General features: G+C 56.7%; 27 protein-coding genes and 1 pseudogene. 1 reads left to right on the top strand and 27 read right to left on the bottom strand.

Annotated elements, in window-relative coordinates:
• Positions 1-3 precede the first annotated feature (3 nt).
• The 9 genes from RUM8411_RS13625 to RUM8411_RS13665 form a co-directional block, all read right to left on the bottom strand.
• Positions 4-795: an amino acid ABC transporter ATP-binding protein gene (locus tag RUM8411_RS13625; RefSeq protein WP_085823258.1), complete on the bottom strand. Its 792-nt coding sequence runs from the start codon at positions 793-795 to the stop codon at positions 4-6.
• 12 nt (positions 796-807) lie between these two features.
• On the bottom strand, positions 808-2112 hold the full coding sequence (locus RUM8411_RS13630; protein WP_085823259.1) for an amino acid ABC transporter permease: 1305 nt from the start codon (positions 2110-2112) through the stop codon (positions 808-810).
• 1 nt (position 2113) lies between these two features.
• Positions 2114-3382 (bottom strand): amino acid ABC transporter permease, encoded by a 1269-nt coding sequence (locus RUM8411_RS13635; RefSeq protein WP_085823260.1) that lies wholly within the window; start codon positions 3380-3382, stop codon positions 2114-2116.
• A gap of 128 nt (positions 3383-3510) precedes the next feature.
• Positions 3511-4527, bottom strand: a complete 1017-nt coding sequence (locus tag RUM8411_RS13640; protein WP_085823261.1) for an amino acid ABC transporter substrate-binding protein — start codon at positions 4525-4527, stop codon at positions 3511-3513.
• A gap of 209 nt (positions 4528-4736) precedes the next feature.
• Complete coding sequence (locus tag RUM8411_RS13645) at positions 4737-5444, bottom strand: ATP12 family chaperone protein (RefSeq protein ID WP_085823262.1); 708 nt, start codon at positions 5442-5444, stop codon at positions 4737-4739.
• 4 nt (positions 5445-5448) lie between these two features.
• The gene (locus tag RUM8411_RS13650) at positions 5449-6120 is read right to left on the bottom strand and encodes an HAD-IA family hydrolase (RefSeq protein WP_085823263.1); all 672 of its coding nucleotides are present in this window, start codon (positions 6118-6120) and stop codon (positions 5449-5451) included.
• On the bottom strand, positions 6117-7160 hold the full coding sequence (locus RUM8411_RS13655; RefSeq protein ID WP_085823294.1) for an RluA family pseudouridine synthase: 1044 nt from the start codon (positions 7158-7160) through the stop codon (positions 6117-6119). Before RUM8411_RS13655 ends, RUM8411_RS13650 begins: the two co-directional genes overlap by 4 nt.
• Positions 7161-7269: 109 nt before the next feature.
• Positions 7270-8583 carry a replication-associated recombination protein A gene (locus tag RUM8411_RS13660; RefSeq protein ID WP_085823264.1) on the bottom strand — a complete coding sequence of 438 codons (1314 nt, stop codon included), beginning with the start codon at positions 8581-8583 and terminating at the stop codon, positions 7270-7272.
• Positions 8584-8587: 4 nt separating this feature from the next.
• Entirely contained in the window at positions 8588-9973 is a 1386-nt protein-coding gene (locus RUM8411_RS13665) for a trypsin-like peptidase domain-containing protein (RefSeq protein WP_143534908.1), read from the bottom strand.
• A gap of 287 nt (positions 9974-10260) precedes the next feature.
• Between RUM8411_RS13665 and RUM8411_RS13670 the strand changes: the two are divergent.
• Positions 10261-11097 (top strand): annotated as a pseudogene (locus RUM8411_RS13670) (TAXI family TRAP transporter solute-binding subunit); the annotation flags it as partial.
• A gap of 86 nt (positions 11098-11183) precedes the next feature.
• Here RUM8411_RS13670 and rplQ read toward each other — a convergent pair.
• From rplQ to RUM8411_RS13760, 18 genes are all read right to left on the bottom strand, one after another.
• Entirely contained in the window at positions 11184-11603 is a 420-nt protein-coding gene (gene rplQ / locus RUM8411_RS13675) for a 50S ribosomal protein L17 (protein ID WP_085823266.1), read from the bottom strand.
• Between the two features lie 117 nt (positions 11604-11720).
• Positions 11721-12737 carry a DNA-directed RNA polymerase subunit alpha gene (locus RUM8411_RS13680; protein ID WP_085823267.1) on the bottom strand — a complete coding sequence of 339 codons (1017 nt, stop codon included), beginning with the start codon at positions 12735-12737 and terminating at the stop codon, positions 11721-11723.
• 115 nt (positions 12738-12852) lie between these two features.
• The gene (gene rpsK / locus RUM8411_RS13685) at positions 12853-13242 is read right to left on the bottom strand and encodes a 30S ribosomal protein S11 (RefSeq protein ID WP_037311698.1); all 390 of its coding nucleotides are present in this window, start codon (positions 13240-13242) and stop codon (positions 12853-12855) included.
• Between the two features lie 14 nt (positions 13243-13256).
• Positions 13257-13625 (bottom strand): 30S ribosomal protein S13, encoded by a 369-nt coding sequence (gene rpsM, locus RUM8411_RS13690; RefSeq protein ID WP_037311700.1) that lies wholly within the window; start codon positions 13623-13625, stop codon positions 13257-13259.
• 207 nt (positions 13626-13832) lie between these two features.
• Positions 13833-14102, bottom strand: coding sequence for a hypothetical protein (locus tag RUM8411_RS13695; protein WP_085823268.1), 270 nt, complete (start codon positions 14100-14102; stop codon positions 13833-13835).
• 98 nt (positions 14103-14200) lie between these two features.
• A complete protein-coding gene (locus tag RUM8411_RS13700; protein ID WP_085823269.1) occupies positions 14201-14845 on the bottom strand; it encodes an adenylate kinase in 645 nt (214 codons plus the stop codon).
• Positions 14842-16206, bottom strand: coding sequence for a preprotein translocase subunit SecY (secY, locus tag RUM8411_RS13705; RefSeq protein WP_085823270.1), 1365 nt, complete (start codon positions 16204-16206; stop codon positions 14842-14844). Before secY ends, RUM8411_RS13700 begins: the two co-directional genes overlap by 4 nt.
• A 109-nt stretch (positions 16207-16315) precedes the next feature.
• Positions 16316-16789, bottom strand: coding sequence for a 50S ribosomal protein L15 (gene rplO / locus RUM8411_RS13710; RefSeq protein ID WP_085823271.1), 474 nt, complete (start codon positions 16787-16789; stop codon positions 16316-16318).
• A gap of 144 nt (positions 16790-16933) precedes the next feature.
• Complete coding sequence (locus tag RUM8411_RS13715) at positions 16934-17794, bottom strand: hypothetical protein (RefSeq protein WP_234995232.1); 861 nt, start codon at positions 17792-17794, stop codon at positions 16934-16936.
• A 182-nt stretch (positions 17795-17976) separates the two neighbouring features.
• Positions 17977-18192, bottom strand: a complete 216-nt coding sequence (locus RUM8411_RS13720; RefSeq protein WP_085823272.1) for a DUF1127 domain-containing protein — start codon at positions 18190-18192, stop codon at positions 17977-17979.
• 212 nt (positions 18193-18404) lie between these two features.
• The gene (locus RUM8411_RS13725) at positions 18405-19046 is read right to left on the bottom strand and encodes a DUF3885 domain-containing protein (protein ID WP_085823273.1); all 642 of its coding nucleotides are present in this window, start codon (positions 19044-19046) and stop codon (positions 18405-18407) included.
• A gap of 147 nt (positions 19047-19193) precedes the next feature.
• Positions 19194-20228, bottom strand: coding sequence for a fatty acid desaturase (locus RUM8411_RS13730; RefSeq protein ID WP_085823274.1), 1035 nt, complete (start codon positions 20226-20228; stop codon positions 19194-19196).
• Between the two features lie 170 nt (positions 20229-20398).
• Positions 20399-20695: a 50S ribosomal protein L23 gene (locus RUM8411_RS13735; RefSeq protein ID WP_085823275.1), complete on the bottom strand. Its 297-nt coding sequence runs from the start codon at positions 20693-20695 to the stop codon at positions 20399-20401.
• Positions 20692-21309 carry a 50S ribosomal protein L4 gene (gene rplD, locus RUM8411_RS13740; RefSeq protein WP_085823276.1) on the bottom strand — a complete coding sequence of 206 codons (618 nt, stop codon included), beginning with the start codon at positions 21307-21309 and terminating at the stop codon, positions 20692-20694. Before rplD ends, RUM8411_RS13735 begins: the two co-directional genes overlap by 4 nt.
• The gene (gene rplC / locus RUM8411_RS13745; protein ID WP_085823277.1) at positions 21306-22031 is read right to left on the bottom strand and encodes a 50S ribosomal protein L3; all 726 of its coding nucleotides are present in this window, start codon (positions 22029-22031) and stop codon (positions 21306-21308) included. Before rplC ends, rplD begins: the two co-directional genes overlap by 4 nt.
• Positions 22032-22049: 18 nt before the next feature.
• Positions 22050-22364: a 30S ribosomal protein S10 gene (rpsJ, locus tag RUM8411_RS13750; RefSeq protein ID WP_008756422.1), complete on the bottom strand. Its 315-nt coding sequence runs from the start codon at positions 22362-22364 to the stop codon at positions 22050-22052.
• A 301-nt stretch (positions 22365-22665) separates the two neighbouring features.
• Positions 22666-23418, bottom strand: coding sequence for an FkbM family methyltransferase (locus RUM8411_RS13755; RefSeq protein WP_085823278.1), 753 nt, complete (start codon positions 23416-23418; stop codon positions 22666-22668).
• Positions 23419-23871: 453 nt separating this feature from the next.
• Positions 23872-24004 (bottom strand): EF-Tu C-terminal domain-related protein (locus RUM8411_RS13760; RefSeq protein ID WP_503167637.1); only part of this gene is annotated, 133 nt, incomplete at its 5' end.

Consider the following 24004-nt stretch of genomic DNA (forward strand, 5'->3'; position numbering starts at 1 on the left):
GGATCAGTGGCCCAAAATCTGGCTGAGGAACAGCTTGGTCCGCTCGCTTTGCGGGTTGTTGAAGAACTCTTCGGGTTCGTTCTGTTCCACGATCTGACCGGCATCCATAAAGATCACGCGGTTGGCGACCTGACGGGCAAAACCCATCTCGTGGGTCACACACAGCATGGTCATGCCTTCTTCGGCCAGCTCGATCATGGTGTCGAGCACCTCTTTGATCATCTCGGGGTCCAGCGCCGATGTCGGTTCATCGAACAACATGATCCGCGGCATCATGCAGAGCGAGCGGGCAATCGCCACACGCTGCTGCTGACCACCCGAAAGCTGGCCGGGGTATTTGTCGGCCTGCTCGGGGATCTTGACCTTTTCCAAGAAGTGCATCGCACGCTCTTCCGCCTCTTTCTTGGGCGTCTTGCGCACCCAGATCGGGGCCAGCGTGCAGTTTTCCAGAATGGTCAAATGCGGGAACAGGTTGAAGTGCTGGAACACCATGCCAACCTCGGACCGGATCTTGTCGATGTTCTTGAGGTCATTCGACAGCTCGGTCCCATCCACCATGATCGTGCCCTGCTGGTGTTCCTCCAGCGCGTTCAGGCAGCGGATCAGGGTGGACTTGCCCGACCCTGACGGGCCCGCGATCACGATCCGCTCGCCCTGATTGACGGTCAGATTGATGTCGCGCAGCACATGGAATGACCCGTACCACTTGTTCATGTTGTTGATTTCGATGGCGACCTCGTCGCTCACCTGCATCTTGGATCGGTCGATTTCGCGTTCAATTGCAAGTTCAGACATATGTTGAACTCCTTAACGGTGGCCAGTCTGAAGCTTGCGCTCCAGATACATGGAATAACGGGACATGGAGAAGCAGACGACGAAGAACAACGCGCCAATGAAGGCGAACAATTCCCAGTAGATGCCATTCCATGCGGTATCGGCGCGGATCGCGTTGGCTAGGCCAAGCACGTCGAACAGCCCGATGATCGACACCAGAACCGTATCCTTGAAGATCCCGATGAATGTGCTCACGATGCCCGGAATTGAGATTTTCAGGGCCTGCGGCATGATGATCAGTCGCTGAGCTTGCCAGTAGTTCAGGCCCAAACTGTCGGCCCCTTCATACTGACCCCGTGGCAGAGCAGCCAAACCACCCCGGATCACCTCGGCCATATAGGCAGCCGAGAACAGGGTCATCATAATCATCACCCGCAGGATGATGTCAAAGTTGGTACCCGGTGGCAGGAACAGGTTCAGCAGCAGCGACGCCACAAACAACAGGGTGATCAGCGGCACGCCACGAATGAACTCGATAAAGCCCACGCACATGTATTTGACGATCAGCAAGTCGGACTGACGGCCCAGCGCCAAAACGATGCCGATTGGCAGCGAGACACCGATGGCTACAACGCCCAGCAGGATCGCCAACATGAAGCCGCCGAACTGGCGGCTTTGTACAGCCTCGATGCCTATCGGCAAGATGGAGTCCATCGCGCCTGTGAAGTAACCCGACAGAACCAACCACCAGATCACCGCAGCCACGACTGCACCGATCATCCCGATCAACTCACTCAGTTGTTTGCTGAGGACGCTGTAGACGCCCCAAGCGACGACAAATCCAAGCGCGGCTGAGATTGGGCCCCAAATGGTGCCACCCCACATCAGGAACGGCATCAGGAACGGGTAGATCGCACTGAAGATCAGCAGCTTGCTCGGCACGCGATCCGAATACAGAACCGGCGCCAGCGCAACCAGCAACAGAACAAGCGACAGAATCGGGCGCCAGTACAGATGGCTTGGGTAGAAGCCGAACAGCAGCTGCAGCCAGCGGTCGTTGATGACGGCCCAGCAAGCATGACCATGGGTAGACCCCCAGGTCGCCATCATGATCTCACGACACTCTGTCAGTGAATTAGCGTTCCAAACGGATTGGAACGTCCATGGCAGAACACCCGACAGCACGTAGTAGATCGCATACAGCGAAACCAGCGTCAGGATCGAGTTGAACCAGCCAGAAAACAGGTTGTGCTTGACCCAACCGATCACACCAACTTCGGATGCGGGCGGAGCTTGCTCCGGCAACATCTCAGTGCGGACAAATGAAACATCACTCATATTACCGCTCCACCAGTTTGACGCTATTGTTGTACCAGTTCATCACACCTGAAATGCTCAGAGAGATGGCCAGATAGACCAGCATCAGCAGCAGAACGCATTCCAGCTCTCGCCCGGTCTGGTTCATAGTGATGCCACCCAACGTACCCGTGATATCCATATACCCCACCGCGATTGCCAGCGATGAGTTCTTGGTCAGGTTCAGATAGTTTGAGATCATCGGCGGAATGATTACCCGCAGCGCCTGCGGCAGGATTACCAGTCGCATGGTCCGACCAGAACGTAACCCAAGTGCAGATGCCGCCTCGGTCTGGCCTTTGGAAATGGCCAGAATACCAGCGCGTACGATCTCAGCGATAAATGCTGCAGTGTACAGCGACAAAGCCAGCCACAACGCGATCAGCGAGTTGCGCATATGGGTGCCGCCCTTGAAATTAAACCCTTTCAGTTCGGGATACCCAAGATGCAATCCAAGTGCCGTCATCAGGACAATCATAGGGACAAACAAAATGCCCAACTGGATATACCAGATGGTTGGGCGATCACCGGTTGCCTCTTGCTTGGCTGCGGCATTGGCAGAAACTTTGCGCATCGCAAAAATGCTGCCTCCCAACACGATCAAGAACGCAAGCAAATCCAAAGATACGTCAAACCGAATGCTCGACGCACCAAAAAAATGGATGTCGCCGAGGCTCCGGGTAAACAGGAATTCCGGGATGTAGACACCGCGGTTGGTCACAGCAACTGAGTTGAACAAGTCCATCGTTGCTGTCGGGTTTTCACCTCGGAACGCATTTGGTGCGGGCAGGCCTTCGATCAGGATGGCCATGGCCAATACGATCCAAAGCAAAACAGGTACATTGCGGAACATCTCGACGTAAACAGTCATGATCCGCGCAATTAGCCAGTTGTTGGACAGGCGCAGAACGCCTACGAAAACACCAACTATCGTGGCAGTGATACATCCCAGAACAGCAACAACCAATGTATTCAGCAACCCGATAAAGGCTGCGCGTAAATGGCTATCGCGCGAGCTGTACTCCAGCAGACGCTGGTTGATGTCGTAGCTTGCAGGTTCTCCGAAAAAGCCGAATTCAACGGGTTTCCCGAGCGCTTCAAGGTTTTGAATAGTATTCGAAATGATCCAAGCTGCCAAAAGCATGAAACCGAACAGAGCGATTACTTGTATCGTCGCAGATCGGTACCGCGTGTCATAAAGGAGCATGGACAGCCGGAACTGCTCCTTCGGCGGGTCAGTGAGAGTCGTCATGACCTATGTATATCCCCGTGCATCCCGTTTTTACCGGCAGAGTTGGTCTCCGCTCAGGTCTATGCGGGCGTGTTTCTTATTGATGAAAAAAGGGCGCAGGTTGCCCTGCGCCCTTTTTCGTAGGCTTTTTAACGGAATGGCGGCGAGTACAGCAGGCCGCCATCGGTCCACTGCGCGTTCAGGCCGCGTGCTAGACCGATCGGAGTTTCCTCACCGATGTTCTGCGCGAACACTTCGCCATAGTTACCACCCGCTTTGATTGCGCGCATGGCCCACTGTGCGTCCAGGCCCAGCATCTCACCCAGAGTGCCTTCGCTGCCCAGCAGACGGTTCACTTCGGGGTTGTCTGTGCCAGCCGACATCTCATCGATGTTGGCCGAGGTCACGCCCAGCTCTTCAGCCGAGACCATCGCATTCAAAGTCCAGCGTACTACGTCGCCCCACTCGTGGTCACCGTGGCGAACCAGCGGGCCCAGCGGCTCTTTCGAGATAATCTCGGGCAGCAGAACGTGGTCACCGGGGTTTTCGAACGTGGCACGTGTTGCGGCCAGGCCCGATGCGTCGGTGGTGTAGACGTCACATGCACCAGCCAGATACTGCTGCTGCGCTTCGGCGTTGGTTTCGATCGGAACCGGCTCATAGCTGATGTTGTTCGAGCGGAAGAAATCCGCCAGGTTCAGCTCGGTTGTGGTGCCGGTCTGGATGCAGACAGTTGCGCCGTCCAGTTCCTTGGCCGAGCTGACGCCCAGTGCCTTAGGAACCATAAAGCCCTGACCGTCATAGTAGTTCACACCAACGAATTCGAACTTCAGGTCGACATCGCGGCTGAAAGTCCAGGTTGTGTTACGGGCCAACATGTCGATCTCACCCGAAGCCAGCGCGGTAAAGCGTGTCTTACCGGTGGTTGGAACGAATTCAACAGCGCTTGCGTCACCCAGAACAGCGGCGGCAACGGCACGGCATACCGCCACGTCAAAGCCTTTCCATTCGCCATTCGCGTCAGGCGCAGCAAAACCAACCAGACCGGTGGTCACACCGCAGTTCAGCTTACCGCGGGCTTTGACGTCGTCCACGGTTCCCGCCATGGCTGCGCCCGCTGCCAGACCGGCAATTGTGGCCGCGCCCAAGATTACGGATTTTTTCATTTTTACCTCTTCCTGATTGTCCGCCCCGGACTTGGGACGGTTCCGTCCGGCACCTTTGGTACCAGAAAGGTTTCCCCAAAGGTGTTCTCCCCTTTAGTGGGCATGAGTTTGGTCGCATTCATAAACAAACGTCAAGGGTCGGATCAGGGAAATCGATGAGTCAATTCGGACTTGGATAGCTTAGCGTTCGAAATTCAGGCCAACTAGGATCAAACCGAGATATCAAAGAACCTTTTGGCATGCAGGAAGGCCGCTTTCTTGTTTTCAGCCAGTGCATGGGCCTCGTCATCGTGGCCCCATTGTTCGATCTGCCAAAGCTCATCCAACCTGGAAATGGACCAAATTTCTTCTGCCGGGCGCCAGTTTTCTGCTGCGGCAAACCCGAGGACGAGCGAGCCCGAAAGGCTGACCAGATCGTGGAAGGCGGCGAGCTGAAAATCACTTAATCCATGAACACGCTGCCGGAGGGCGGTCAGCGATGCCTCGGGCTGCGGCTGGTGCAAAACTCCGGCTACAGGCAGCAACCGTGCGGACAATGTATCAGCGGCCCAATCCAGCGCCGGGTCCCATTGTGCGGCCTGACGGTGCTGCAACTCTTGCGGGTGCGTCGCCCGATAGCACAACAAATCCGAATCACCATAGTCGGCGAGCATATCTGCCACTTCGGCATGTTGGTGATGAACCTTGTCCAAAGATGCATTTGCCGAGCGTGTGAACGGCATCGAAGTCGGGTCGACCTCTTTCTCCTGCGCGTCCCATTCTGCAGCGACCTCCTGGGCCATGGCACGTGTCGGCAGAACCAGGGCGGCTTTGGCCGGAGTCTTTACCCGGCGGCCGTCCAGTTCGATGGTGTATCCGCCGCCCGTTTCGACCACGGCACTTTCGGTCCAGAATCGCTTTGGCTTCAAATCGCTCATGGTGTCAGGTCCAGATGTCGTCCAGCGCCTGCGGCAACTGATCAAAGGTTTCAATAACACGGGCAGCAGCGGTCAGAGCCGACCGGTCATGATAGCCCCAGGCCACGCCAATGCCGACCACGCCAGCGGCTTTGGCCATATCCATATCAAACCGAGTATCGCCGATCATGGCGGTCGCCGCGGCATCCACACCGGTTTCCGCCCGCGCAGTATCAATCATCGACGGGTGCGGTTTTGACGGGTGATGATCTGCAACCTGCCGGGTTACGAAGTATCGCTCCAGCTCATGTGCTTCGATCAGTGCATCCAACCCACGCTGTGATTTGCCCGTGGCGACCCCCAGCAAAACTTCGGGGACTGCATGAAGCGCTTCGATGACCTGACGTGCACCGGGATATAGCGGAGAGCTGGCCGCCCCCTGTTCCAGACGATGGGCATGATAGGCATCCTTGTACCCTTCGACCAGACGATGCTGATCCGCAGCCGAATGCTGGGACGCAAGCTGCGCCATCGCGTTGGGCAAGGACAGGCCCACAATGCACAGGATCGCCTGCCGATCCGGCACCGGCAAGGCCAGCGCATCGAAACTGGCAGTCATGGCCGCAACGATACTGCCCTGACTGTCAACCAGGGTTCCGTCGACATCGAACAGCACCAAACGCAGCGGTGCGCTCATTGCAAGGCCTCAAACGGATCGCCTGCGGCCAGATCCTCGGACCAGCCGAACGTGTCCCAGCTGCGCTCCATATGCTCCGGCAGCGGTGCGGTGACGGTGATCAGCTTTCGGGTCACCGGATGCCGGAACGAGGCCTGACGGGCATGCAGGTGCAGCTTTTTGCTGATGATCCCGCCCAGTTGTGCGCCCCAGCCGTCGCCCAGGTTTTCCTGCCCCGAGCCGCCGTATTTACCATCCCCGATGATCGGGTGACCAATCGCCGCCATATGCGCCCGCAACTGATGCGTGCGCCCGGTGATTGGCTCCATCGCCACCCAGGCGGCACGTCCGGCCACCCGATAAAGCGTGGCATAGAGCGTATGCGCCCGCTTGGCACCCGGTGTGTCATCGATTTCGTTCAGGTGAACGGCGATCATCTTTTCGCCCTCCCCCTGTTTGCCGTGACCTGGCGCTTTGACTAGCCCGGTCTTGATTTCACCAAGATACGGGGTCGGCACCCCGGCCACCAATGCCCAATAGATCTTGCGGGTATCGCGATGCCTGAACGCTGCTGTCAGCCCTTTGGCCGCCTCGCGTGTGCGCGCCATTAGCAAAACGCCCGAGGTGTCCTTGTCCAGTCGATGCACCAGACGGGGGTTTTCGTCATAACCAAACCGCAGTGCCTCGGACAAGCCGTCCACGTGGCGGGTCTGGCCACTGCCTCCCTGTACCGGCAACCCTTGAGGTTTGTTTAACGCCAGCACGTGATCGTCTCGGTAGATCACGCAGGATTGCATCATCTTGGCATCCGCATCGGTGATCCGCAGTTTGACCTCGACCGGTTTGTGATCTGCATCCGGCAGAGGCGGAACCCGCACAGCCTGCCCGACCTCAAGCCGGGTCGAGGCTTTGACCCGCCCGCCTTCAACACGCAGCTCACCCTTGCGGCACATCTTTTCAATGCGACCCTGGCTGACATGGGGAAACAGCCGGCGCAGCCAGCGATCCAGACGTTGGTCGCCGTCGCCCTCTTCCACGGTGATCATCTGTACGCCGCTCATGCCGATTTCCTCTGCTTCGCGCAGAAACACTGCGCGGTTTGCCTGTTTGGTCGTGCCCAAGAAAACATGCGCGTCTGTGGCGCGCCAAGACCCAAGAGTCAAGCCAAGGCTAGTGCGGGCTCCGTTGCGCCCGCAACTTGGCGAAATACTCCAGCCGTTTTTTCAACTCACGCTCGAACCCACGTTCAACCGGCTGGTACAGTTCGGGCCGCTCCATCCCGTCCGGAAAGTAGTTCTGGCCGGAAAACCCGTCCTCGGCATCGTGGTCATAAGCATAGCCCTTGCCATAGCCCTGATCCTTCATCATTGAGGTCGGCGCATTCAGGATATGTTTGGGCGGCGGCGCGCTGCCCGATTGCTTGGCCAGACGCATCGCTGCCTTATAGCCCACATAAGTTCCGTTCGATTTGGGGGCCAGCGCCAGATAGACCAGCGCCTGCGCAAGCGCCAGCTCCCCTTCGGGACTGCCCAGTCGTTCATAGGTTTCCCATGCATGCAGACAGATCGACTGTGCCTGTGGATCAGCCAGACCAATGTCTTCCACGGCCATCCGGGTGATCCGACGCGCCAGAAACCGAGGGTCCTCTCCCCCGGTCAGCATCCGCGCGAACCAGTACAGCGCGGCATCCGGGTCTGAACCGCGCACCGATTTGTGCAGGGCCGAGATCAGGTTGTAATGCTCTTCGCCGGATTTGTCATATTTCGCCGCCCTGCGCATCAGCCGGGTCGACAGTGCGTCGGGGTCCAAGGGCGCATCGACCTTCCATGCCGCAACCTGTTCGATCAGGTTCAAAAGCGCACGCCCGTCACCATCCGCCATCTCGTGCAGCGCGTCCCGGGCGGGACCAGTTAGCGGCAGAGCGCGGTCCAGTTCTTTCTCAGCGCGTTGGGTTAATCGCTCCAGATCAGCCAGGCTAAGCCGTTCCAGAACCAGCACCTGCGCCCGACTGAGCACAGCGGCGTTCAATTCAAAGGACGGATTCTCGGTCGTGGCCCCGACCAGCAGGATTGTCCCGTCCTCCATATGGGGCAGAAACCCATCCTGCTGCGCTTTGTTAAAGCGATGGACCTCATCAACAAACAGCAGCGTTCCCTGCCCGTTCTGGCGCCGGATCTTCGCAGCCTCGAACACTTTCTTCAGGTCGGGGACACCGGTGAAAATCGCGCTGATCTGAACGAAATGCAGATCGGTCTCTTGCGCCAGCAAACGTGCGATAGTGGTTTTACCGACGCCCGGCGGCCCCCAGAACACCAGACTGGACAGGCTGCCTGAGGCCAGCATGACGCCCAACGGTGCCTCAGGGCCCAGCACCCGTTCCTGCCCGATCACCTCGGCCAGCGTTTGCGGTCGCAACCGATCCGCCAGCGGGCGATGCGCGGGCAGTGCGGGCTCGGACGCCCCGGTATCGAACAGGTCGCTCACGCGGTTACAACCGGAACCGCAGCGAGACCGATCGACCACCACGTAGAATATCAAGATTGATCCAGCGGCCCGGATCGGTCAGCGCCCTGACCACATCGGCGGGATGTTCAATTTGCGCACCGTTGATGCCGCTGACCACATCGCCGGGACGCAGCCCGGATCGGCCGCCATAAGGGCCGGCATCCACTACGACCACACCAGTCTGGGCCAGCAATAGCCCCATCCGGGCAATCACTGCCGGATTCACCCGCGACACGGTCAGCCCCGGCATTACAGTGTGATCATCCAGCGTCGTTTCTTCAGCTGCCGGGGTTTCGGGCGCTTTGATCAGATCAATCTCAACCTCGGTTTGCTCTTCCCCCCGCAGGCGGGTCACCAGTGATGTGCCGCCCACACCCGCAATGGACATACGGAACTTCATCTCGGCCGGAGAGTTCACTTCATCACCGTCCACATGGGTCACCACATCACCCACCCGCAACCCGGCATCGGCCAGCGGGCTGAGGGGGTGCAGGTCGGAGATCACGACACCCAGCGGTATGGCCAGTCCCAGCGACTCGGCAATATCTGCGCTCATGTGCTGACCCGCCATCCCGGCCCAAGGGCTGACGAAACTATCGTTACCGTCTTGGGCCTGCCGCAGAAACTCAGCCACCAGATTGGCCGGAATCGCAAACCCGATACCGTTCGACCCGCCCGAACGTGTCAGGATCGAGGTGTTGATCCCGATCAGATCACCGTTCACATCGATCAGCGCCCCGCCGGAATTGCCGGGGTTGATCGCCGCATCGGTCTGAATGAAATACCCCCGCGCATTGCCAGTGGCCGTCCCGGTCCGCGCAAGCCCCGAGATGATGCCCGACGACACAGTCTGCCCCACGCCAAACGGATTACCGATGGCCAGCGCCAGTTCGCCTACTTCAACCTGATCGGAATCGCGCATCTGCAGATACGGCAGGCCGTCTGCCTCTTGCAGCCGAAGAATCGCAATGTCACTTTCCTTGTCACCTAGCACCACCTGAGCCGAAAACTCGCGCCGGTCGGTCGTCACCACCTGGATTTCAGTGGCCGTGCCGACCACGTGGTAATTGGACACCACAAACCCGTCATCCGACAGGATCACGCCCGAACCCAGCGAGTTCTGCACCCGTTGGCGCGGCTCATCAAAGCCCCGACCAAAGAAATCCTGAAAAAACGGGTCCGAGAAAAACGGATTCGCCCGCCCCTGCCGCACGATCTTGGCATAGATGTTCACCACCGCAGGCGAGGCTTGTTTGACCACAGGCGCAAACCCAAGGCTGATCTCGGCCTGTGATGTCGGTACTTTGGTTTCGGCCTGGGCTGAAACCGCGAATGAGGCCAACAGTAGCGTGCACAGAATTTTCCGCATGATCTTTCCGTCGATGACTTGCCCATCGGATATGCGAGGCATGTGACGAGATTGCAAGCGTGATGCTGTCTCTTGCGGATTGACTTGGGCTGGGGGCGGTGAAAGCGTTCGCCCGAATTACTCAACCGAAACGGACCAATTGTGCTTAGTAGAAAACTTGCGGCGGGGCAAAAGCACCTGCGATCATCCTCTTTACGCCTAACCGCTGCCCTTGGGTTGTCCGCACATAACGCGCGGGCTGCGGATACCAAAATGACCATGGGGACAGGGAGGAAAGCGGATACTATTTTGCGGTTGGCTCCCTGCTGTGCGCATCGTTTGCTCAAGGTACAGTTGGGTACAAATGCATCGCCAAGGCCACGGATGGCCCACGGGAGAATTTACCAAAGCTGCGCCGGTGTAAATTCAACCTCGTGGTGGCGCGGTCGGATTGGGCGCAAGACGCGCTGAAGGGCGCGCACTTTTTCAAAAACAAGGGGGCGGACACATCTCTGCGCTCTTTGTTCTCAATTCACAGCGCACCTTTGACCGTCATTGCGCGCGCTGGGTCCGACATCAGGTCTGTTGATGATCTGAACGGGAAGCGTGTCAAGCTGGATGGTTCAGCCACGCACTTGGTGAAACAACTTCCCCAAGCGGCAAACTGGGTTACCTCCGCCTTTGACACCTTTAAGCTCAACGAAAAGAACCCATTGCGAAAACAGTTGTGTTCGGGTGACATTGACGCCGTTGCAACTGTCGTCAGCTACCCGGCCAGTTGGATTCAGAAAACGGCACGGACCTGTCCGATCCAATTGGTTTCGGCGTCTGGTCGTCAGATTGATCGCTTGGTTTCCCGGTCAGATGCGATCAGCAAAGTTTCGATCCCTGCGAACACGTATAAAGGGGTGACAACACCCAAAAATACACTTGGCTACAAGGCCACCTTGCTGAGCAACGCCAGCGTACCCGAGGGCGATGTCTATGCCTTCGTCAAATTCACTTTTGAAAATCTGCCGCAAATGAGACAGCAACACCCGGCCCTGAGAGGATTGCAACCATCACAGATGATCCGGGACGGCCTGCCTGCGCCGTTGCGTCCGGGGGCGACCAAATACTACCGAGAACAGGGTTGGATCAAATAGGCCTTTTGTGATCCGCCAGCGTTACCGACAGGCAAAAAAAACCCCGCGTCTGGGACGCGGGGTTTTTACATGAAGGCGGGGCTTTCTTATTCTTCTGCGGCCTCTTCGGCGGCAACGCGGGCTTTGTCAGCCGCGCCTTTGGCGTCCAGATCACGGTCAACGAATTCGATGATCGCCATCGGGGCCATGTCGCCATAGCGGAAGCCTGCTTTCAGGATGCGGACATAACCGCCCTGACGCTCGGCGTAGCGGGGGCCAAGGATTTCGAACAGCTTTGCGACGTATTGGTCTTCTTTCAGCTGCGATGCGGCCTGACGGCGGGCGTGCAGGTCTCCGCGTTTGCCCAGAGTGATCAGTTTTTCAACGATCGGGCGCAGTTCTTTTGCCTTGGGCAGAGTTGTCTTGATCTGCTCATGTTCAATGAGTGAGCCAGCCATGTTCGCAAACAGAGCCTTACGGTGCTCGTGAGTACGGTTCAGGCGGCGGTAACCACGTGCGTGACGCATTTTCTAGTTCCTTCTTCAGCGTTTTGCTTTGTCTGGCCGGCGATGCGTGTCACCGGCTCTCCTTGGGGCATGATTGCCCGTGCATTCCCCGCAAGCGCGGGCATTGGGAAGACGCGCTTAAAACGCGTCTTCGAATTTCTTCGCCAGATCTTCGATGTTGTCAGGCGGCCAATCCTCGACATCCATGCCGAGGTGCAGACCCATGCCGGACAGCACTTCTTTGATCTCGTTCAGCGACTTGCGGCCGAAGTTCGGGGTGCGCAGCATCTCGGCTTCGGTCTTCTGGATCAGATCGCCGATATAGACGATGTTGTCGTTCTTCAGGCAGTTTGCCGAACGGACCGACAGCTCCAGCTCGTCGACCTTTTTCAGCAGCAGCGGGTTGAACTCCAGACCATCGTCTTCGTCCTGGCGGCCTGCCGATTCCGGCTCGTCGAAGTTGACGAAGATCGACAGTTGATCCTGCAGGATGCGTGCAGCAAAAGCCAGCGCGTCCTCGGGAGTGATCGACCCGTCGGTTTCGATCTTCAGGGTCAGCTTGTCATAGTCCAGAACCTGACCTTCACGGGTCGGCTGAACGTCATAGGCAACCTTTTTGACCGGCGAATAGATCGCATCGATCGGGATCAGGCCGATGGGCGCATCCTCGGGCTTGTTCTTCTCAGCCGAGACGTAACCCTTGCCGGTGTTGACGGTCAGTTCCATGAACAGGTCGGCGCCATCATCCAGGTGGCAGATGACGTGATCGCGGTTCAGAACCTCGATACCCGCGCTCTCGCTAATGTCACCGGCGGTAACAACGGCGGGGCCCTTGGCATTGATCGATAGGCGCTTGGGCCCTTCGACTTCCATGCGCAAGGCAACCTGCTTGAGGTTCAGGATGATGTCGGTGACATCTTCGCGAACACCCGCAACTGACGAGAATTCGTGCAAGACGTTGTCGATCTGAACGCTGGTGATGGCCGCGCCTTGCAGCGAGCTCATCAGAACGCGACGCAGCGCGTTGCCCAAAGTCAGACCAAAGCCACGCTCCAGCGGCTCGGCTGCCAGGGTTGCCTGACGCGCGGGGTCGTTGCCCGGCTTGCCGTCCAGCTGTGTCGGCTTGATCAATTCAGCCCAATTCTTGTGGATCATGTAATCCCTCCATTCCTGTCCGCGCCCCATGACCAACAAGGTGCAGACGCCCGAGGTTTAAAATGACGTGCTGGGGCCGTGCGAAAACGCGGGCCCCAGCTCAATTCTAAATCGCTTAGACGCGGCGACGCTTCGGCGGGCGGCAACCATTGTGAGCGATCGGCGTCACGTCGCGGATCGACGTGATGTTGAAGCCCACAGCAGCCAGCGCACGTAGAGCCGATTCACGACCCGAACCGGGACCCTGAACTTCGACTTCCAGCGTTTTGACGCCATGATCCTGCGCCTTTTTGCCTGCATCTTCTGCAGCCATCTGTGCGGCGTAGGGGGTAGATTTACGCGACCCTTTGAACCCCATGGTCCCGGCCGACGACCATGCAATGGCGTTGCCCTGCACGTCCGAGATCAGGATCTTGGTGTTGTTGAAGGTCGAATTCACGTGGGCGACGCCCGATGCGATATTCTTGCGCTCTTTTTTCTTAGTACGAGTCTTTTCGCGTGCCATCTGTCAGACCCCCCTTATTTCTTCTTACCGGCAATGGCCTTTGCGGGGCCTTTGCGAGTACGAGCATTGGTGTGAGTACGCTGACCGCGAACGGGCAGGTTACGGCGATGGCGCAGGCCGCGGTAACAACCCAGGTCCATCAGGCGCTTGACGTTCATCTGAACTTCACGACGCAGGTCACCTTCAACGGTGAAGTTGGCGTCGATGTGCTCGCGGATGGCCAGAACTTCGGCGTCAGACAGTTCATTGACGCGACGGGTCGCATCGATGCCTACGGCTTCACAGATGGCCTGCGCCGAGGTGTTGCCGATTCCGGTGATATATGTGAGGGCGATAGGTACCCGCTTTGCAGTCGGGATGTTTACGCCGGCAATACGTGCCACGTGTCACTTTCCTTTTTTGTTGCGGTTCCGTAGCTCCGGAACCTTTTTTCACAACACTTGATCTTGGCAGTGACGCCAGAGGATCCAGCATTTGTACGAGGTAGTCGGGGCATTTGGGACGAATCCCGCATGCGGTCTTGATTCCCGTTAGGGATGGGGGTGCGTAGAGAGTTTTTTAAATGACGTCAAGGGCACTTGCCCACTTCATTAGCCTTCGGCTTTTGCGATGTCGAACTTCAGATTTTTTACCCTGAAAATTCTAAGCCCCTGCTCCGAGAACTCACGTTCAATTTTCAGTTTTTCTTTCTCTATTGGTTTCCAGAGCGCCTTGACCACCAAAAAGAACAACACGACGTAGCTTAATAGCAAAACGGCGAAACCAACGGTGTATACTGAAACGCCCATTTTTACCGTCGCTAAAAACACGGAAAATACCGTTAGGCCTGTCGGAAGATAGACCAACCCGAATGCCGCCATTGTTGCCAGCAAAAGACGCAGTTCTGATCGCTACAGCTCTCCATAACGATCAAACGCAGCGCTTAATTCAGGGGGAACATCAACCTTGGCGTCTGGCTTCAACCCAGCACTGCCTCAATTGACGCGGTAACCTCGCTGATATCCGCTAGTCCATTCACCGGGCGCAGATCGCCTTTGGCATAGTAATAGCCAATCAGCGGCGAAGTCTTCTTGTAATACTCCATCAGACGCGTGCGCAGGCTGTCTTCGTTGTCATCCGCGCGACGTTTGAAGTCGTTTTCCTTGCCGCAATTGGTGCATTTTCCATCCGCCGGGATCGGCTTGGTGTTGTCATTGTAGACTTCACCGCAGCCACCACAGGTCGACCGGGCCGTGATCCTTTCGACCAGCGCCTCGTCGTCCACGCGCATCTCGATCACGGTGTGCAGCGACTGGCCCAGCTTCGTCAACAGCGCCGACAGAGCGTCCGCCTGAGCCAGCGTGCGCGGAAAGCCGTCAAAGATGAAACCAGCGCCGGTTTCCGTGGTCAGCTTTTCTTCGATAAGGCCGATCACGATCTCATCGGTCACAAGCTGACCCTTGGCCATCACCTCGGCCACACGGTTGCCCATTTCGGTGCCGCTGTCCTTGGCCTCTCGCAACATGTCTCCGGTGCTCAACTGCACCATGCCGCGTGTTTCAACCAGATGACGCGCCTGCGTCCCCTTGCCTGCCCCCGGGGGGCCCAAAAGTATGATGTTCATCGACGAGAGGGTCCCTTCCTGCCGCGTTTCTTGCTTTTACCGCGCAGCTGGGACTTTTCGATAAGGCCTTCGTATTGATGCGCAAGCAAATGACTCTGAACCTGTTGGATCGTGTCCATGGTCACAGAGACGATAATCAGAACCGAGGTGCCACCGAAATAGAACGGAATGGCAAACTGGCCCCGCAGAATTTCAGGCAGCAAACACACTGCCGCCAGATAAGCCGAGCCCAGAACCAGCACGCGATTGACCACGTATTCCAGATATTCGGCGGTTTTCTTGCCCGGACGGATTCCCGGCACAAAACCGTTCTGCTTTTTCAGGTTATCTGCCACATCGTCCGGTTTGAACGATACGTTGAACGTGTAGAAATAGGCGAAGAACACGATCATCGACGCAAAGAACAGCAGGTACAGCGGCTGTCCGGGGCCGAAGTTGGCCAACAGCCAGGACATGACCGGCCCGTTGGTGGCGCCCGACGAGAAGGTCGAGATCGTCACCGGCAGCAGCAGCAGCGAGCTGGCGAAGATCGCCGGAATAACGCCCGCAGGGTTTACTTTGACCGGCAAGTGGCTGGAACCGCCCTCATAGATCTTCATACCGGCCTGACGGCGCGGATACTGAATGTGGATCTTGCGCAATGCGCGCTCCATGAACACCACAAAGGTTATCACGGCGATCACCATCACGATCACACCGATGATCACGGCGGGACTGATTGCACCGCTGCGTCCGCTGGCAAAGAACTGTGCCATCGCCGCCGGCACTTCGGCGATGATGCCCACGAAGATGATTAAAGAGATACCGTTGCCGATGCCGCGCGCGGTGATTTGTTCACCCAGCCACATCAGGAACATGGTGCCGCCAACCAGCGTAATCATGGTCGACATGCGGAAGTACAGGCCCGGATCTGTTGCCAGATCGCCCGATTCCAGCGAAACAGCCAGGCCATAGGCCTGAACGGTGGCCAGCGCGACGGTGCCGAAACGGGTGTATTGGTTGATCTTCTTACGGCCCTGCTCGCCCTCTTTCTTGAGCTGTTCGAGGGCGGGAACCATGGATGTCAGCAGCTGCACGATGATCGAGGCCGAGATATAGGGCATAATGCCGAGGGCAAAGATACCCATCCGCCCCAGCGCCCCGCCGGTGAACATCGAAATCATGCCGCCGATGCCCTGCCCCGCCTGTTCCATGAACTCGCGCAGGGCTGCACCGTCTATCCCGGGCACGGGAATGAAAGTGCCCAGACGATAGACGATCAGCAATGCAAGCGTGAACAGGATGCGGTTGCGCAGATCGGTGGCTTTACCAAGGGCAGACCAGCTTGTGTTGGCTGCCATTTGTTCTGCTGCTGATACCATAAATCGGTCTCTCTTATGAAAACACCGCCCGGAACCGTTTTCCGGCTCGGGCGGCGTCTTGGAAAACTCTGGGGTCTATGTAAGCGGGACTTTGCCCGCTCACAAGCGCTTACTCTGTCGCAGCGGCTTTTGTGACCGTCAGTGAACCGCCCGCTTTCTCAACTGCCTCAACGGCAGCTTTCGATGCTCCGGTCACTTCCAGGTTCACCTTGGCGCTGATTTCGCCTTTGGCTAGAACGCGGACACCGTCCAGCTTGCGACGCACCAGACCCGATGCGATCAGCGCATCTTCGGTGATCGCTGCCTTGGCGTCCAGCTTGCCGGCGTCGACGAATTTCTGGATCAGGCCCAGGTTAATAACGGAGAATGCCTTGCGATTCGGCTTGTTGAAGCCACGCTTGGGCAGACGTTGGTACAGCGGCATCTGGCCGCCTTCGTAACCATTGATGGCCACACCCGAACGGGATTTCTGACCTTTGATACCACGGCCACCCATTTTACCCTTGCCAGAGCCGGGACCACGGCCAACGCGGGTCCGTTTCGGAGTGGCGCCTGGGTTGTCGCGCAATTCGTTCAGTTTCATTTCGCTTCTCCTTCGCCGGAAATGACCCCGAAGCGTGATGGGTCAGACACGGCATTTCTTGGTTTTGATTCTTGCGGACACAGGTCCACCGGAGGCGTATAGGCTCGTTCCTGCCTCTTGGCAAGTCCGCGGGTCAGCGAGGGGTTACTCCTCGACCTGGGCGACGTCTTCTTCGGTGTTTTCTATTGGTAAAATAGGGGCCGCACGGGGGTCGATTCCATGTTTCTCAACCAGCTTTCCGATCAAACTGTCCGGATGTGGTATACCGTCGAACCGATACCGAATAAACGCGCGCATGCGCCGACCATAAAAATGGATCGACATAGTATTGTCCGTGATAAACTGGTTTGGGTTTGCGCCTGGGCGACTCATCAGGCGACGGTCTTTGTACCCTATGGGATAGAGCACCTCTTGCGGGTGAGAAAACCGGGCTTCGTTGTTTTGCTTCAACAGCCACGTAAGTGCGCGCGGCCCCCAAACCCCCCAAGGCATGTCGCTTGCGTGCTTTGGGTTTCCTGCCATTGCATCATGGATGAGCGGGTTACGGATTTTCGCGGGAAACCAGTGCGGAATGCGGTACGGTTCTTTGGTGTATTCGATCAGATCGAACAATGTCGGACTGTCTTTTGGCAATGCAAGGACACCGCCATTGATTTCGTGCGGCGCCAGCCATCCGTGAAGGTGCCCATTCTCAGTCGTGAACGGCTTGACACAGTACGCGTCCGTATCAGCCCATATTATGTCCTGCTCCTGTGCGAGCATCTGCACACGAAACTTGTCAGAGTGTAAAGCAGGGCTGCCTGTTCGGTTGTGAAGAAGGATCTCTTCTTCTGGAAGAACCTCGCGCGCATCACGCAGCTCAACCCCTTCAGGTACGTTTGTCACCGGTCCGTAAGTATAAAGGCGTACATGCTGACCGACATCCAGAAACGACTTGATGCAGAGCTGTTCCAAAAAGCTTAGCGACCCGTCGATCCACAGCATACCAATCTGATATTCCCGCACGTGGTTTCGCCCTTTCTGCCTGCTATCCAGCGGCCAAAATCTACCTGTCTTCCTTCACTTGACCGATTACGGCCACGTCATCAATGGCTCCCGGCTGAAATTAAGGAACTTGTGTCACCCACGCACCTAAAACCAAAAGAGGCGCCAAAAGGCGCCTCCGGGTGAGTGGTGTGTATAACGAGTTACGAGCAGTAAACGTGATCGCGGGCGATGTCGCTGATATCGCAGCGGCGCACGCCGATGTCGTGCAGTTCACGGTCGGACAGACCTTGCAGTTCCGAATAGGTGCGGTTGAACTCGGCGCGCAGTGCGTAGGTTTCTTTCGCCTTGGTGATGAACTCTGCAAGACGTGCGACCAGGTTGATGCCGCCATGAGGTGCTGTTGCTGTATGTGCCATTTCTGAATTCCTTTCTTGATCGGGGCGTATTCCCCAACGTTGCTTTGATTGTTCCTGCTTGGGACAGGGTTCAGATAGGGGGGATGAATAACGCTAACAACGGAGATTTTGGTCTAGCCGATATGCGTTTTGGGAATGACAGCTCACGCGAGATGCATGATGCATAAAGTGATTTCGTCGACTTAGCGGACAAAGCGACGCTGCAAACGCTATCATTCACCGCCAAACATATCTGTCATGCGAGTAAGATCATAGTCCAACAGCCAATCGTTATATCTAGCGAACAAGTTATTTAGCGGTGCCTTCTGGGTGGCGACTACATCCATCCCACGGTCGTCATAAAGGTGCAAAACTAGACCATTTTCTGGATCGACAAAATATGCAGTCATCGAGCCGTGGAAAGTTGGCTTTATTCCCATTTCAGATGCAATGCCTAGCCAAAGTATTTCCGAAATAGTCTCTTTGTCTTTCAGTTTGGCCATATCCCAGTGCCTGAAAATGTCACTTCCAAACTCGGCAATATGATCGTCGTCTTGTTGCCGCGTTTTACTCAAGTATTGAAACTCAGAACGCTTTATCCCGCAAAGCTTAAGAGGCTTTAGGCGTTTCTTGTCTGGTTGTTCCATTTCGTAGCTGGATAGTAGAACAAAAACTTCGGGCGAATTATCAATGAACGCCTTCGAAACCGCATTTGACCTATCATGAGCCTGAGTGAAGCGACGCATCGGGCGATCCGTGCCAAGTTTCTCTCCTCCAAGTTCAAACCGCAAAGCTTGGTCGAAAGAGTGAAACAAGCCATGCGGCAGCTCCTCAACACCGAACTGTTCTTGAATTTTGGCTATGACGTTCTTCATAAAAAAGAGCTAACATTCTGTGCCATTGGAAGCAATTAGGTGGACTTCGGGCCGTGTCGGTTTGGGCTCAAAGCAGAGTCTCAACCACTTAGAAAACCGCTGTCTCGAAGTCTTCCTGCTGACGCTCAGACCTTCTGAGCGACCCCCTCACCCATACAGCGCCCGCGCCTCGGCAAACGACAAAAGGCGGCGGTGGTTCTCGTCCCATAGGTGCAGCCGCGCGTTGGCGAGGCTTTCACGGATGGTCATCTGATTGCTGTTGGCCAGCTCATCATGGTCACGCAGCACTTCGGTCAGACGGTAGAATGGAATGCGGCTGTACAGATGGTGCACGTGGTGGATGCCGATATTGGCCGTGAACCACTGCAAAACTGAGGGCAGGATGTAATGCGAACTGCCGTGCAGGGCAGCCTCATGCAGCTGCCAATCCTGATCGGGATCCCACTGCGTCTCTTCGAATTGATGCTGCACATAGAACAGCCAGACACCGGCCGCGGCGGCAATCAGGGTCGAGGGCAGGAAAATCAGCAGCACCGGCATCAGCCCACCAAAGTAATAGACGGCCCCCAGCGCGGCCAGAATAGCCAGGTTTGTCACCATCGCACTGACCCAGAATTTTGGAATATGTGTTAGGCCAAGCGGCAGCCGGTTCTGAAACAGGAACAAATAGCCGGGTCCAAATCCAAACAGGGTGATCGGGTGGCGATAAAGGCGGTACAACAGACGGTTCATCGGCGTCAGCGCGCGGTATTCTGCCACGGTCAACGTGTGGATGTCACCCATCCCACGCTTGTCCAGATTGCCCGAAGAGTTGTGATGCGAGGAATGCGTGCGGCGCCAAACGTCGTAGGGCGTCAGTGTCAGCACCCCGAGCCCCCGTCCGACCCAATCACTGACCGTCCGGTTCGTAAAAAACGCCCCATGACCGCAATCATGCTGAATGGCAAACAGGCGCAGCAGGAAAGCCGCATTCAGAACCGAAACGGCAAAGGCCAGCCAATAGCTGACCGACAAAGACATCCAGGCCAGCGCCCAAAGCGCGATGAAGGGAACAATGGTGGCCCCCAGCTCGAACCAGCTGCGCGGCTGGTTTGGTTCCCGATATTTGGCCAGCGTCGACACCCAATCCCGCGCGACGGTCACATCCGGGTTGTCCCGGGTCGAGAGAGAGGATTGGGTCATGCGCCTGCCATATCTTTTGCTTGTTGCATACCGGATAGACGACCCCACCGGTATAGCAATCAATTTCTGGTCGAGACGCTGGGATTGGCGCTCAATTTTTGGTGTCACCACCTAAAGAAAAACCCCCGCTCTCGCGGGGGTCTTAATGGTTTGTCCAAAGACAGATCCGATCAAAGACCGGTAGAGATGTCGATGGTGTTACCCTCTTCCAGGGTCACATAAGCCTTTTTGACGTCTTTCCGCTTGCCCAACTGGCCGCGGAACCGCTTGACCTTGCCTTTGGTGATGGTGGTGTTGACCGCCTTCACCTTGACACCAAACAGCGATTCAACCGCTTCTTTGATCTGCGGTTTGTTGCTGTCGATCGCCACTTCAAAGACAATCGCGCCGTTCTCAGACGCCATGGTCGACTTTTCGGTGACGATCGGCTTGCGGATCACGTCGTAGTGTTCTGCCTTCGCGCTCATTTCAGTCGAGCCTCCAGTGCTTCGACACCCGCTTTGGTGATCACCAGAATGTCACGCTTGAGGATGTCATAGACGTTTGCGCCCATCGTCGGCAGGATATCCAGACCTTCGATGTTTGCGGCGGCACGGGCGAAGCCCTCGTTCACGGTGGCACCGTCGATGACCAGAGCGCGTTTCCAGCCCAGGTTTGCAACCTGCTTGGCCAGAGCGGCAGTCTTGCCCTCGGATGCCGCGTCTTCGATCACAACCAGCTCACCAGCTGCCATTTTGGCAGACAGTGCGTGGCGCAAACCAAGCTTGCGGAACTTTTTCGGCAGGTCGTGACCATGCGAACGCACGACCGGACCTTTGTAAACACCACCACCACGGAAGATCGGTGCCGAGCGTGCGCCGTGGCGTGCGCCACCGGTGCCTTTTTGGCGATAGATCTTCTTGGTCGAGTAGTTCACTTCCGAGCGGGTCTTGACCTTGTGAGTGCCAGCCTGCGCATTGTTGCGCTGCCAACGGACCACACGGTGCAGGATGTCTGCGCGCGGCTCGAGGCCGAACAGGTCTGCGTCCAGCTCGATGTTGCCGGCTTTGCCGCCGTCCAGTTTGATTACATCAAGTTTCATGCTTCACCACCTTCCGCGGGAACTTCTTCCGCAGGTGCTTCGGTTGCAGCCGATTTCACAGCAGCCGGGAAAGGCAGGCCTTCCGGTGCTTTCTTCTTGACGGCGTCCTTGACGGTGACCCAGCCCGATTTCGGTCCGGGAACGGCGCCTTTGATGAAGACCAGGTTCCGGTCGGCGTCAGTTTTGACAACTTCCAGGTTCTGGGTGGTTACACGGGCAGCACCCATGTGACCGGCCATCTTCTTGCCTTTGAAAACCTTGCCCGGGTCCTGACACTGGCCAGTTGAACCGTGCGAACGGTGGCTGATCGAAACACCGTGCGTAGCGCGAAGACCACCAAAGTTGTGGCGCTTCATTGCACCGGCAAAGCCTTTACCGATCGAGGTGCCCGAAACGTCAACCTTCTGACCTTCCAGGAAGTGTTCAGCCGATATTTCGGCGCCCACTTCGATCAGACCGTCTGTCGAGACGCGGAACTCGGCCAGCTTACGCTTGGGCTCGACCTTGGCGGCGGCATAGTGGCCGCGCATCGCCTTCGAGGTGCGTTTTGCCTTGGCAGCACCGGCACCCAGCTGAACAGCGGTATAGCCGTCCTGCTCATCGGTGCGCTGTGCAACAACCTGCAGGTTGTCCAGGTGAAGAACGGTCACAGGAATCTGCTTGCCGTCTTCCATGAACAGGCGGGTCATGCCGACTTTTTTTGCGATAATACCAGAGCGCATAATCAATACCCTCCGATCTTATGACTGCAGCTTGATCTCGACGTCCACACCAGCGGCGAGGTCGAGCTTCATCAGCGCGTCAACGGTCTGGGGGGTCGGATCAACGATGTCGAGCAGACGCTTGTGCGTGCGGATCTCGAACTGGTCACGGGATTTCTTGTCAACGTGAGGGCCACGGAGAACCGTGAACTTCTCAATCTTGTTCGGCAGCGGGATCGGGCCGCGCACGTTCGCGCCGGTCCGCTTGGCAGTGTTGACGATCTCTTGCGTGCTGGCATCCAGAACGCGATAGTCAAATGCCTTCAGCCGAATACGGATGTTTTGGCTTTGCATAAATAACAGCCTTTTATCAGGCGTTGAGGTTGAGAGGAGGACAAGCGCGCATCGCCAACCCTCGTCGAACCCAAAAGGCGGGAATCATCCCGCCTTGAAGTTCTTAGTGAGAACTCGCGCGATCTACAGGGGTGTGAGGGGTTTGGCAAGGGGTTTTTCCGGCTATCCGATTCCAGATTTGACCGCCACCAAATATCTCAAACCCGCCGCATAGTATGAACTAAGCATCATCGCGACGAAACCAGAATTACTCGTGCCTCATGGGCACACGTACCCAAGAAAGAAAAAGAGTGACTTCTTCCTACGATTTTGTGTCTTTCGATGCGACCCGCGACAGCTTTAAATCCCGATAGTCGAACAAAGAGCTGTTGAAAGGTGCAAAAATCGCATCGCAGTCGGTTGCCTGCAGCGACGGAGGTCTGATGAAATCGTGCAGTTCAAACCCATGTTCCGCCATGACCGAAACAAAATCACTGAACTTGTATCCGCCTTGATAGCGACGGCGTGTTGAAACTTCGGCCAGAACGAAGGCGCAGTTTTTCAACATTTCCGACGCCCCCCGAACAACTTCGATTTCGAAACCTTCGGTATCAATCTTCAGGCCGAATGGTCCTTTGTAGCTCGACGCGATCTCGTCAAGAGTCTTCACGGGTACATGTCTTTCTTCGATTTTCGACATTTGCGCCGTGGCGGCATCGTCAAATTCGAGCATTGTCGCGCGTGTTCCCATCGATCTGGCACCGACCGTTGGAATACGCAGCGTTGTCTCGCCGTTTTCTGCCCCAACACCGCAGGCATGAAAATCAAAATCGATTTTGTCCGCCCATTTTCTTCGCAGCTTTGCTTCGTAGTCTGCAATTGGCTCGATCAAAACAAATTTTGATTCAGGAAAAGCCGCGTATAAATGTGCGGTGCCCCCGGCAACCCCAACGTCAAACACCGTTTGCACCTGGAAACCGAGACTGCGGACATACTCGCCCGTTTCCTTGTTTGGCAGGACTTGGTAACCGCGTCGCTTCAAACGTCTGGACAGCCTTTGTACGGTTTCGTCCATCTCGAAGTACTCCTTGTGCGCTTACGTCAGTTTTGATTGACGGCGACATTCTAAAAGCACTTCTTTGGAAAAACTACAACTCGGAATGAACGGCTGGTTTTGGTTTGGCGTCTGACCCACAGGGTATTTCACCGGACCGTCCGTTCCGAGGAATGACCCGAGCACTGCACAGATCAGCGAGGAATGCGCCAGTATTCAGCCAGCCAGCGACGTGGTCTCACTTAGTCAGCCACCAAGACACGAAGAAAGTCGTCCATTTGTGGGGTGGCTTTCCTTAACTCGACGGTGTGGGCTCTCATTGCTCTTTCAGAGCAACGGCCGCCCACCATCATAGCAGGTTGTGATTACTCAATGATTTTCGTTCGGTTTCTTTGGTGTATCTCAGGATCATTGGTCCCAAACAAAAAAGGGCGTCCCAAGGGACGCCCTTTCCGTTTGATATCGCGAGAGTGATTACTGGACGATTTTCGACACGACGCCGGCGCCGACGGTGCGGCCGCCTTCGCGGATGGCGAAACGCAGGCCGTTTTCCATCGCGATCGGCGCGATCAGCTCAACCTCGAACGACACGTTGTCGCCGGGCATG

The organism is Ruegeria meonggei (genome assembly GCF_900172215.1).
Taxonomy (GTDB): domain Bacteria; phylum Pseudomonadota; class Alphaproteobacteria; order Rhodobacterales; family Rhodobacteraceae; genus Ruegeria; species Ruegeria meonggei.